Source organism: Cohnella silvisoli (genome assembly GCF_021190915.1).
Classification (GTDB): domain Bacteria; phylum Bacillota; class Bacilli; order Paenibacillales; family Paenibacillaceae; genus Cohnella; species Cohnella silvisoli.
In genome coordinates, this window is sequence record NZ_JAIOAP010000007.1 from 116,986 (window position 1) to 128,871 (window position 11,886).

Annotated in this window: 8 protein-coding genes; 3 read left to right on the forward strand and 5 right to left on the reverse strand. The window is 50.3% G+C overall.

Features of this window, described 5'->3' with window-relative positions:
- Positions 1-157: 157 nt before the first annotated feature.
- Complete coding sequence (ilvD, locus tag K7P76_RS14800; RefSeq protein ID WP_232186080.1) at positions 158-1,843, forward strand: dihydroxy-acid dehydratase; 1,686 nt, start codon at positions 158-160, stop codon at positions 1,841-1,843.
- 349 nt (positions 1,844-2,192) lie between these two features.
- Positions 2,193-2,453 (forward strand): hypothetical protein, encoded by a 261-nt coding sequence (locus K7P76_RS14805; RefSeq protein ID WP_232186081.1) that lies wholly within the window; start codon positions 2,193-2,195, stop codon positions 2,451-2,453.
- 136 nt (positions 2,454-2,589) lie between these two features.
- On the opposite strand, the gene K7P76_RS14810 is transcribed toward K7P76_RS14805, so the two are convergent.
- Positions 2,590-4,071, reverse strand: coding sequence for a polysaccharide deacetylase family protein (locus K7P76_RS14810; RefSeq protein WP_232186082.1), 1,482 nt, complete (start codon positions 4,069-4,071; stop codon positions 2,590-2,592).
- Positions 4,072-4,253: 182 nt separating this feature from the next.
- Between K7P76_RS14810 and K7P76_RS14815 the strand changes: the two genes are divergently transcribed.
- Positions 4,254-5,399 carry an AI-2E family transporter gene (locus tag K7P76_RS14815; RefSeq protein ID WP_232186083.1) on the forward strand — a complete coding sequence of 382 codons (1,146 nt, stop codon included), beginning with the start codon at positions 4,254-4,256 and terminating at the stop codon, positions 5,397-5,399.
- Here K7P76_RS14815 and K7P76_RS14820 read toward each other — a convergent pair.
- The 4 genes from K7P76_RS14820 to K7P76_RS14835 all read right to left on the reverse strand — a co-directional run bounded on the left by K7P76_RS14820 (position 5,359) and on the right by K7P76_RS14835 (position 11,766).
- Positions 5,359-7,167, reverse strand: a complete 1,809-nt coding sequence (locus K7P76_RS14820; RefSeq protein WP_232186084.1) for a peptidoglycan D,D-transpeptidase FtsI family protein — start codon at positions 7,165-7,167, stop codon at positions 5,359-5,361. The genes K7P76_RS14815 and K7P76_RS14820 overlap by 41 nt on opposite strands.
- 117 nt (positions 7,168-7,284) lie before the next feature.
- Positions 7,285-9,399 carry a methyl-accepting chemotaxis protein gene (locus K7P76_RS14825; protein ID WP_232186085.1) on the reverse strand — a complete coding sequence of 705 codons (2,115 nt, stop codon included), beginning with the start codon at positions 9,397-9,399 and terminating at the stop codon, positions 7,285-7,287.
- Positions 9,400-9,566: 167 nt separating this feature from the next.
- On the reverse strand, positions 9,567-10,826 hold the full coding sequence (locus K7P76_RS14830) for a peptidase U32 family protein (RefSeq protein ID WP_232186086.1): 1,260 nt from the start codon (positions 10,824-10,826) through the stop codon (positions 9,567-9,569).
- A 25-nt stretch (positions 10,827-10,851) separates the two neighbouring features.
- Entirely contained in the window at positions 10,852-11,766 is a 915-nt protein-coding gene (locus K7P76_RS14835) for a peptidase U32 family protein (protein WP_490166408.1), read from the reverse strand.
- Positions 11,767-11,886 lie beyond the last annotated feature (120 nt).

The window sequence follows — 11,886 nt, forward strand, 5'->3', positions numbered from 1 at the left end:
GTAACATGTATGTAACGCCAATCATTCAATATTTTTCTTTTCGGCGCAATGCTTAGGCCATCCTTTATTTAAACAGCCTTGTCTGGTCAAGCCGTCCGAATCTGTGATAAAATCAAGGATATGACAATCCGGTTTATCCGAAAGCGAGGGACTATAGATGGCCAACAAAAAAATGCGTTCAGACATGATTACTAAAGGCTTTGACCGCGCCCCGCACCGCAGCTTGCTGCGCGCCGCCGGCGTGAAAGAAGAAGATTTCGGAAAACCGTTCATCGCAGTCTGCAATTCTTACATCGATATTGTTCCCGGACATATTCATTTGCAAGAATTCGGAAAAATCGTTAAAGATGCTATCCGCGAAGCGGGCGGCGTTCCTTTTGAATTCAATACGATCGGCGTGGACGACGGGATCGCGATGGGCCATATCGGCATGCGCTATTCCTTGGCCAGCCGCGAGATCATCGCCGATTCCATCGAAACCGTAGTTAACGCTCACTGGTTCGACGGCATGGTCTGTATTCCGAACTGCGACAAAATCACCCCCGGCATGATGATGGCCGCATTGCGCGTCAACATTCCGACGATCTTCGTCAGCGGCGGACCGATGAAAGCCGGACGCACAAGCGACGGACGCGCCATCTCGCTCACGTCCGTATTCGAAGGCGTAGGCGCCTTCATGAGCGGCAAGATCGACGAGAAAAGCTTAACAGAGCTCGAACAATATGGTTGTCCGACATGCGGTTCCTGTTCCGGCATGTTTACCGCCAATTCAATGAACTGCTTGGCCGAAGTTCTCGGGCTCGCGTTGCCGGGTAACGGTACGATTCTGGCTGTCGCGCCTGAACGCCGCGATTTTGTCAAGAAATCCGCGACTCAGCTGATGGAGCTCATTAAGAAAGATATTAAACCTCTGGATATCGTTACGAAGGATACGATCGATAACGCCTTCGCTCTCGACATGGCTATGGGCGGATCCACGAACACCGTGTTGCATACGCTCGCCCTTGCCCACGAAGCTGGCATCGATTACCCGATTGAACGCATTAACGAAGTCGCTAAGCGTGTACCTTACTTGTCTAAGCTGGCACCCGCTTCCGACCACCATATCGAAGATCTGCACAACGCGGGCGGCGTCAGCGCTATTATCCATGAGCTGCTTAAAAAAGAAGGCGCTTTGAACGGCGATTTGCTGACCGTATCCGCCAAGACGCTGCGCGAGAACGTGGAAGGCTGCGAAATTCTCGACACGGACGTTATTCGCCCGATCGATAATCCGCACAGCAAAGAAGGCGGCCTATCCGTCCTGTTCGGGAACCTTGCTCCCGGCGGATCGATCATCAAAGTCGGAGCGGTCGACAAGTCCGTCGGCGGCTACCACCGCGGACCGGCCATTTGCTTCGACTCCCAGGATGACGTGCTTAGAGGTCTGACCGAAGGCAAAGTCAAAGAAGGCCACGTCGTCGTCATCCGTTACGAAGGGCCGAAGGGCGGTCCCGGCATGCCGGAAATGCTTGCCCCGACTTCCCAAATCGTCGGTATGGGTCTCGGCACGAAAGTCGGACTCATCACGGACGGCCGTTTCTCCGGCGCGTCCCGCGGCATCGCGATCGGCCATATTTCCCCCGAAGCTGCAGAAGGCGGACCTATTGCGTTTGTCGAAGACGGCGACATGATCGAGCTCGACATGAATAACCGCACGATCACGCTTGAAGTAAGCGATAAAGAGTTGGAGCGCCGCCGTACGAACTGGCCGGGCTTTGAACCGAAGATCAAACGCGGCTACCTAGCGCGTTACTCCCACCTCGTTACCAACGCCAGCCAAGGCGGCGTCATGAAAATGTAATGACAGCTAGAAGTTAGGGCAGTCTCAAAGTAGCCAAGTTCACTTACGGGATAGCTCACTTTTATCAAAAATCATACTCATAACGAAAAAGTGTTGGTGCAGGAGGTTTTGATCCTGTTCCAACACTTTTTCGTTTTTGGTCAATTGCTGCTTTCTTGAGCAGGTTGCGGGCAAGCGAAAGCCACCCGACTTATAAGCTTACCCTAAACAAGCAACTAAGCAGAAACCTCCGGAATCCTGGTACACTACGGAGATTTTGTCATCTATCCGATTCACAGTGGCATTAACGACGAGAACAAGATGGTTTTCGGGGACGTCGCCTCTAAATCCATTAGCAAGGTATTGGTCCATGGTATTGAATGTAAAAAAAATCACTCCTTTGAATGCTGATGAGTGGTACTTCTATTACAAAAAAGTGGTTTCTTTTTGTGATTTTATTGGCTTGTTCTTACCTGATTCGATAAAGAAAAGAGGGGATGTATCTCCTGTAGGAGCGACAGCGTTTGCCTTTGAAATCGTGAAATCTCCTTGCTACGAGTTTACCAATTCAAATTTCACGATTTCAACCCGGGGTCCCCGCAAAGTAATCGGACTCGGCTACGAAGCTTAACTTCACTTTGCGGGGTGGAGCAGCAACCGGAAGGAGATACATCCCCGCAAAAACCATAATCGATAAAAAAGCAAAATAAAAAGCCGGTACCAGGAATCCAGTACCAGCTGCACACTCTCTTAACTATTCACGTCATCTAAACGAGCTTGCCCATCGTTTCCTCTTCATAGTCCGCTGTTTCATGCGGAACTTCTGCTTTCTTGACGCTTATTTCCTTCTTAGCCGCCCGTTCCCGCTGCGGTCGTCGCTTAACTCTGGTCTCGTCCGCCCAAGTCAATAAAATATCCCGGGGCATAATAAGCATGCGCGGGGACATCCTTTCCCCTTTCGTGCGCACCCTTTCGTTCCCTTCAGGGTGAATAACGCGAATGAGAATCCGCAAATAAATATTCGTCATCCACGAGAACAGTCCCCGAGGCAAGTCGTATGTCCCGTATCCGAGCGATTCCGCGCCTCTGTGTATCATGGAAACTCCATAAAGCGCCTTGACTTTATCGCCGTTCGGAGTCGTCGAAAGCTCCCTTGCCATATCCGGCAACGCCTTTTCCATCTCGCGGATGATTTTAATGCCCGTTTGCAAAGTCGAACGGGAATTCATCCCCAGATTAAATAACATCCGGTTCTCGAAATGGATTTCCATAATGTAATCCCCTGAATGGAGAGTAGTATCCGCGCGCAAATCCAAAGGCGGTCCCGCATAACGGCGGACACGATAATTAAATGATTTGCCCTCCCCCACGGGACGAAGCCGAAATAAGAAGTGAAACACTTTTTCCCATAACATCCAGATCGTTACGATCAGCTTTTTAAACAGGCCAATCGAATGGGGTTCATTGTTGCCGGTTACGGATTCATCATTGCTCATGCTGGGTCTCCTCACGGCCGATTGATTGTTAGTATGCGGGTATCGCGGTCGTTCCGAGAGTGCTATCATTTCGTCGATTCCGACGAAACGGTACCCCATTGTTTGCCCGTCGTCCAATATGCGCGCTAACGCGGCTATCGTGTTTGCCGGCGCGTCGCGATCGGCTCCGAAAGTAATGCCGCAGTCGTGAAGCAGAAACACCTGCCCGGGTCTCAGCTTCCTTTTCATCCGTTTGTACAATTTATCCGCGTTTACTCTCTTGCGCCAATCTCCGAACAAAGAAGTCCATAACACGATTTGCAAGTACCCTAGGTTCGCATAGTCGAATACATTAACGATTCCCCAAGGGGGTCGATAATACATCGGTCTTGAACCCGTAATCCGCTTAATGACATCCGAAGTACGATGAATTTGCCGTTTAACCGTCCGCGGGCGCATAAACCAGTTCGTATGATGGACGTAATTGTGAATACCGATAATATGGCCTTCTTCATGTATTCTGGCTACTATGTCGGGATAACGTTCCGCATTCTCGCCAACGACGAAAAAAGTCGCTTTCGCTCCATGCCGTTTAAGTAAACCCAACAGCTTGGGCGTATATATCGGATCAGGTCCGTCATCGAAGGTGAGCGCGATCTCCTTATCCGTGTTGCCGCGGGTGAATACCCTAAACCCAAAAATCCGGCTGATCAAAGCCGGCAAAAATGCATAAAAAGTCAAAAAATAAAAACCGATCCAAAGGATGAGTTCCATGCCTTCCCCACCATCTTGATTGCCATATTTAAAGTGCGTGCGGTTCTGCGCCTGTCTTCTATTTTATCATACACGACCGCAAAATAGGCATGCTTGTAGGCATCTTTTTTGATATCATATACAATAACAATAAATAGAACAGTCGTGCTTTCTCTCGTACGCTGAAAAAGGTGGATTAGCGGATGTTATCTTTGTACCAGAAATATTGGCGCACCGCGTTCGATATCGGTGTTATCGTGCTAACGGTCTGGTTAACGATGTATGTATTCAGTTATCTTTACAACCTGGCAACTCCCGTTTTTTTATCCTTCCTCATCTTTTGGTGTATCGAACCGCTTGCGAGGCTATTTAACCGTTGGGGCTTGCGCAAATCGATCGCCTCCGGCATCAGCGTCATGCTGTTCACCTTAGTCATCCTGGCGATCTTTATCGGGCTTGGCTATATTTTCACGCAGCAGATTATCCAATTGAGCAAAGACTTGCCTCACTACCAAGTACTGCTACAGGAGCAATTCGCTTCTCTAACAGGCAATGTGCAAGGGCATATTAATTCGTTGCCCGCGGGCGTTGCCGAGAAGTTGAATGACGCCGTGGGCTTTATCACCAATCTAGGAACGAAATGGGCTACAATATTCCTGACTTGGATGGTTGGAATGCTGAGCTCGTTCTCGTCTTTCGTGCTTAACTTCTCCATCGCCATTATTCTCGCTTATTTCTTAAGCTTGGAAATCGATACATGGAAGAAGCTCGGCCAAGACAGAGCACCCAAAACGCTCAAAATCGCTTTAGAGTTTCTTCGCAACAACGTTTTCAAAGGAATCGGAGCCTACCTTAAGGCACAAGGCAAGCTTATCAGCATTACCTTTATCGTAATATTCATAACTCTCTTAGCGCTTCGGGTCAATAACGCCTTCTCCATAGCCTTGCTGGCGGGAATTTTCGATGTGCTTCCCCTGCTCGGCGTTAACACTTTGTTCATCCCTTGGATCATCTACCTATTCATTACGGGCGAGACGAACCTTGCGATTTGGTTAACCGCGCTGCTACTAGTCGTTACGCTTACGAGGCAATTTCTTGAGCCGCGCATTACCGGGCAAACCGTCGGCGTTTCCGCATTCACTATGCTCGCCTTTATGATGGTTTCCTTATCGCTATTCGGCGTTGCCGGACTTATATTAGCGCCGATTCTCATGATATTGCTTAAAGCGCTCTATGATCAAGGTTATTTCCACAAGTGGATTCGTTACCCGAGCGAGGAATTCACCGTCCCGCCGCTTGCTCCGCAGCCTAGTGAGATTGCTGTTCCAGAAGGCAAAGCCCGTCCATAATCGCTCCGAATACGGCAGCCGCGCGATTGCGCAGCCCTGCCGGCTGATCTTCAATGAGCACCGCGATCGCGTAATGCGGTGTTCCTTTGACAGGCCCGTAACCGATGAACCATTGGTCGTTGCGGGCCTTTTGCTTGCCTGCGAGCTCGGCCGTGCCGGATTTGCCCGCCAGCGGCCAAACCGAATTTTTCAAGGCTTTTGCAGCTGTGCCTTCTAAAACGACAGAACGCATGCCCTCCCGTAATAGGGCAGCCGTTCTGGATCCAATATGACCGTATTTGGATTCAGCGGATTGGACCTCTAGAGGAGTCATTAACCCTCCGTCCGCATAACGAATCTCCTTAACGAGGCGTGGAGCAAACACATGTCCATTGTGCAATATCGTGACGGCCATGTTCGCTGCCTGCAACGGCGTTACCCTTACATCCCGCTGACCGATTCCGGTTCCGGTTCTCACCCCGCCGTCATTGGCCAGTTGGCGACTCATGAAAATGGAGCCAGCTTCCTCCTCTTCTAACAATCTAAGCGGCTTTCCGTCGACGAACTTATCCGTGCTCCACCCGATTTGCCTGCCCAGACCCATGCGCTCTGCCGTAATTTGCAGCCAAGCCGGGTCCATCCGCTCTGCCAATTCGGCAAACACGACGTTGCACGACTCCGCAAAAGCCTGTTCGAGCGTCAGTACCCCATGCCCCTCTTCTCTCCAGCACTTCAGCCCGTATTTACCATAATGACCGTTGCAGTGGAACATTTCATCCCAAGTCGTAACTCCCGACTCTATCGCCGCAGCTAATGTCACGACTTTGAAAACCGAGCCAGGCGGAGCGGCTGTCAGCGCATGATTACGTTCGTCCGTCTCTTTCGCTCCAATATGATACGGATCCAATCGAGGAAGAGACACCATGGCCCTTATATCCGCATTCGCCGCATCGAGAACGACGGCAGCTCCTTTGCTTATTCCGTATTTGCTCATCACTTCTTCCACGACTCTTTGCATCCCTAAGTCCAAAGTAGTTGTCACCTGCAGCGGGAAATGCGGGTTGTCGGGAGCCGTCATTCTCAGCCCCAGCCCCTCCAGCGGTCTTCTGGCCGCGTCCGTAACCTGCATGACCGTCGTTGGCGCAATGCCTTGTATGACTCGATCCAGCGATTTCTCCAAACCGGATCCTCCGACATAACTCGTCACGTTCATATGATGGTTGGACAGCTGTTTACCGTATAATTGGCGTACTCTTTCAGGATGTTGGGAAATGTAACCGATGGCATGAATCGGCGTATAATCGGCAGGGTATCGGTTAAAAAATGGAAGCACAGACACTCCGAGCAAATTTGATTTTTTAGCCGCATCGATTTGCTCCTTCGTTAATTCCAACGCACGAGCAGCACCCGAATCCTTCCAAACTTCAGGCTCGCGGAGTTCCGTCAGCCAGCTTTCCAACCGCTGAGCGTTTACACCGAGGGAGTCGGCAAGCCGCTGTATATCCTTCTCCGTCCCTCGCATGAACCCATCATCGGGAAAAGCCGCCAAGCTTTGCACGGCCTTCCCCGTCAGCAACCGCCCGTTGCGGTCGCGAAACTGTCCCCTTCCGCTATCGAGCATAAGACCGTCGGAACGCTGAAGGAAGGCGCTTCGGGCGAGAGACCCGCTTGCCGTATGCGCACCGCCGAAACCAAGCTGCAGCCAAGCCAATCTCGCTCCCTCAACGCCGAATATAATAGCGATAAACAGCAGCACGTGGAACCCTCGCATAGCCCATTCTCTCTTCATATGGATAATTCCGTTCCTTTCTTTTCTGCGACCTCTCTTTCTTCTATTATCTCCATATTCTCGCATAAAAAAGCAGGCAGGATATTTCCCCTGCCTGCCTGCGATAACGATTAATAATTAAGAGACCGTAAACCGGCTTAATGATTCGCGTAGTTGTCCCGACACAGCCTCCAAGCGGTTGGACAATTGAACTAGGCCATCGCTGATGTTCAACTGCTCGTTGCTTAGAGAAGCGACTTCCTCCGACGTTGCGGAAGCTTCCTCGGCAACCGCGCTGACGTTGCTCATCGCCAAGGATAACGTGTTTTGCGCATCCTCCAGCTGGCGAACGGAATCCGTAGCCGACTCCAAACGATTAACGAACCCACCCATGTTGTCCTGTACGGTGACGAATATTTGATTCGCTTCGCGAACCGATTCGATCTGCTCTTGGAATATCGGATACGCTTCGGACAATACGGATACCGTCTCATCGATTTCGCGTTGGATATTTTCCACGATGCCGCCTACGACTCCGATGGACTGTCGAGATTGATCGGCCAGCTTGCGGATTTCGTCCGCGACAACCATGAATCCCTTGCCTGCCGCGCCAGCCCTCGCCGCTTCAATCGTAGCGTTTAAGGACAAGATATTCGTTTGTTTCGTCATATTGCCCAGCACGTCAAGGATTTTACGAATTGAACGCGTGCTTTCCTTAAGCTTGTCTACTTTATCTACCATCGAACGGGTCATTTCTTCCGTTTGGCCCGTTTTCTCGATCAGGCTGCCCATATAAATCGAACCTTGACGTCCGGCTTCCTCGACTTCATTCGCCGATTGTCCCATTTCGACATTGGAGTTGATAACAGACTGCACTTGAGAGCCGATCTGAAGGGTCAAATCCGTTCCTTTTTCCGACTCTACGGCAAGATTAGTTGCACCGTTAGCTATTTCCTCGGTCGCGATGGCAATTTCCTTCGCGGCGCCTGCCGTTTTACGGGATGAGTCGGTTAGTGCGGCAGCCGTCTCAAGCACCTCTTGCGCGGACAAATTCGTTTGCCGAACAAGTCCGGTAATTTCCTCCATCATCCGGTTAAAGCTGTCGGACACTTGTCCGATCTCGTCCTTCTTGCGAATGGTGGAACGGACGGTTAAGTTACCTCTTTCTCCCTCGTTCATTAACGTCCGCAACTGTGCTAGAGGTTTGCCGACAGTTAACATAACGATCAATCCGATACCGCCTGCAATGAGGGCAGCGATCAAAGACATTAACCATGTCAAATTGCTGATTGCTTTGGCATCTTTCACGAGGGAGGAGACGGGAATATTGCCGATGACCTTCCATTCGTTATTATCCAGAATGCCCGCCGAAGACAGGGTTTTGGTTCCATCTACGCTAATCGTCGAGGATCCTTCTTTGCCCGGCAATTCATATTCGTACTTCGACCCCCACTTCGTTGCGTCGGGTCCGTACACGGTCGTACCGTCTTTTGCAACGATAAATGAGGAACTGCCCTCGCCGAACTGAACGGTTTTCATTTTTTCTTCCAAAACCTTCGTCTTGATTTCAAGAATCAAGTAGTACGGCTTCCCTTGGTTCATCATCCGGCCTAGAGCAAGGGTCGGGGCGGAACGGGCGCCATCCAATCCCTTGGCCATCGTAGGGATCCATACGGCTCTTCCGTTGCCTTCGGAAATGGTTTTCAAATACGGTAATTTGCCGATTTGTTCCTTATTGATTGTACTTCCCGTCGTCATGAATTGGCCCTCGGAATCGACCGGTATTAAAGAAATCGATTCATAACTGGAATCGGCCATCGCCACGCCGCTCATCTTCTCGGTTAGCTGCCTTGCCGTGTCGAACGTTTCATAATCGTCTTTGGTAATGCCCAATGTATTCAACAAACTAATAAACGTATTGTCCGTAATGAATTGAAGGGATTGCCGTTCGTAGCCTTCGAATAACAAGGCGATTTTACCAGCCGTCTGCTGTGCGGTCTGAATGCTTGAATCGGCCACTTTGTTCTTGATAATCGAGCTCGACTTAGAGTAAGAAAACCAGCCTAATGATAAGACGCACGCCAATATGCTGCAGAAAATAAGCAAAAACAATTTCATGCCGACGGAACGGATAGGATTCTCTATCTTCGTCCCCTTAAACTGTCCTCCAACTCTTTTAGATAAACCGCTTACACCCTCGGCGGCTTTCTTCCATTGTATCGCACCCAAAACCTCACGCCACGATTTTTTCATCTGTTTTTTGAACCTCCGACTATGTAGTGACGACTGACTTGCGGCAACAAAAAAAGACTTGCCGAACTGTCCATAATGTATATATCGGCCGCATAGCTCCCAACATTTACATAATGGTGACAATTCGACAAGTCCGGACAAAATACCTTTCGTTTATTAAAAAAATTTTAATTTAATCGTTTTCGCATTAAATCAAAAGGGACGACCGGTTGCGCGGTAGCGATCCGAATTTTCTGCAGCGGATGACGGGCAACGGTTAGAGCGTTGCCTTCTTCATCGGTAATGTCGCCGACCTGTTGCTTGAACTGCCTGCCACCGGGACCGAAGAACTCCACTTCCATTCCCGGACGGAATGGGCTGCGCTGCTGTACGGTAGCGATTCCGGTCGCTTCGTCGTAATCGGTGACGATAGCTGCAAAGTCATACGGAGCCGGTTTTTCCTCGGGCTCGTAAATATGCTCTTCCGCTCCGGGGACCGCGTAGAAAAATCCGGTATTCAGCGGTCGGTTCGCCGCTTTACCGATGTCTTCCACCCATTCGGGACGCAATTGATAGCCTTCCGGATCCGCCATGTACGCATCGATCGCTTGCCGATAAACGTTAACGACCGAAGCTACGTAATGAATGCTTTTCATCCTGCCCTCGATCTTAAAGCTGTCTACTCCCGCTTCGATAAGATCCGGAATGTGCTGGATCATGCACAAATCCTTGGAACTCATCGTAAACGGGTTGTGACCGGGATCCGCTACCGATTGTTCGTCTGCATGCAGGTCATACTTCCAACGGCACGATTGACAGCAGCCGCCGCGATTAGAATCGCGGTCTGTGAAATGGTTAGATAACACGCAACGGCCCGATACGGATGAGCACATGGCGCCATGGATGAACACTTCGATTTCAACATCCACGCGGGCTTTCATTTCCCGTATTTCATCCATCGTCGTTTCGCGGGCAAGCACGACGCGCGGCAGTCCCTCTTCCTTCCAGAACTGAACGGCCTGCCAATTCATCGTTGATTGTTGGGTGCTCAAATGGACTTCAAGCTTGGGAGCTACTTTCAGCGCCAATTCAACGATCGCCGGATCCGCTGCAATAATTGCGGCTATCCCTGCGTTCTCAAGCTCCTGAAGATAATCGGTTATCCCCGCTAAATCCTCCTGATGGGCGTATATATTCGTGGCCACGAACACTTTAGCGCCATATTGGGCCGCGAATTCAACCCCTTCCCGCATTTCTTCGAAGCTGAAGTTGTCGGCATTTGAACGGAGGCCGTACTTTTGACCTCCGATGTATACCGCATCCGCGCCATAGTGGACCGCAAACTTTAATTTCTCCAAGCTTCCGGCCGGCGCAAGAAGCTCCGGTTTGGCTAAACGTTGCCTTTTCCCCGTCGCACGAGGGGTTTCCTGGATTACAGTTTGACTCATCCTTATTTCCTCCTTTCGATGATCATTAATAAACTTGTTCCTTGTACAGAAATCCGAATCCGAGCTCCCTATCGGGATTTTGCAGTTGCTGAATATTCGTTAACCAATCAGGGTCGAATTTGAAATTATTCGGGTTTTGTTTCCATAATTCCAATGCCTGTCGATAGCTTCTTAGTACCGTTTCGTTATATTCATCCGATTTAAGCAATGCTTCAATATAGAGGCTGTCGACATTGGCGGTTATCAATTCCGGCAGCGCCTCTAATAAGCATATGTCATCGGGACTCATCACATGGGTGCCATTTTCGTCCTCGTAGACGGGAAATTTCTCGTCCGGTCGTTCCGATTCTACCAAGAAGAGCCCATTATCCGCCCCTCTGCGAACTAGCGAAGCTTCGCGCCCCAAATGCTCGAGATAGCTTTGAACGAGATTTCGATGAGAATGATAAATGTTCGTCGTCCCATGGACTTGAATCTGAACTTCCATCTCCACCTTGCTCTTAAGATCCGCGATTTCCTCTTCGTTCAGCTCGCGTGCAATAACCGCACGCGATGCGCCCCGACGTCCCCAATAAGATGCGGCAGCCGAGTTCGTACCCGTCATCTCCGCGTTCCAGTGCAAGGTCATACCTGGCGCATATTGCCTTACGTTCATTAACACGGCCGGATCACCGAATACGATGGCGTCCGCTTCCGCTTCTTTCACCAACGTTAAATATTCCGGCAACGAACCAAGTTCGTCGTTGCGGAATAGTTTGTTCATGTTGATATACGCTTTTGCGCCTAAACGGTGAGCCGTCGAAACGGCTTCTTTCAATTGGGATTGTATAATATCGCCAGGCTGTCGCATTCCGAAGCGGGACTCTCCTATAAGAACAGCAGTTGCCCCTGCTTGAATATATCGTTCCATCTGTTCCGGAGAACCGGCGGATATTAGCAATTCGGGAATAACGGTTGAAATGGGTATACACCTCCGGGAAATCTTCGACCCGGCGCGCTATATACAAGGTACCTTAGAGGTTCCTCGAATAAGCTCGCCGGGTCGGGGCGCGTTCGATTA

Excerpts from the sequence above, each read along its gene's own strand:
- K7P76_RS14820 (WP_232186084.1), bottom strand. The coding sequence starts at position 7,167 with ATGAAGAGAGAATGGGCTATGCGAGGGTTCCACGTGCTGCTGTTTATC.
- ilvD (WP_232186080.1), top strand. The coding sequence starts at position 158 with ATGGCCAACAAAAAAATGCGTTCAGACATGATTACTAAAGGCTTTGAC.
- K7P76_RS14830 (WP_232186086.1), bottom strand. The coding sequence starts at position 10,826 with ATGAGTCAAACTGTAATCCAGGAAACCCCTCGTGCGACGGGGAAAAGG.
- K7P76_RS14805 (WP_232186081.1), top strand. The coding sequence starts at position 2,193 with ATGGTATTGAATGTAAAAAAAATCACTCCTTTGAATGCTGATGAGTGG.
- K7P76_RS14825 (WP_232186085.1), bottom strand. The coding sequence starts at position 9,399 with ATGAAAAAATCGTGGCGTGAGGTTTTGGGTGCGATACAATGGAAGAAA.
- K7P76_RS14810 (WP_232186082.1), bottom strand. The coding sequence starts at position 4,071 with ATGGAACTCATCCTTTGGATCGGTTTTTATTTTTTGACTTTTTATGCA.
- K7P76_RS14815 (WP_232186083.1), top strand. The coding sequence starts at position 4,254 with ATGTTATCTTTGTACCAGAAATATTGGCGCACCGCGTTCGATATCGGT.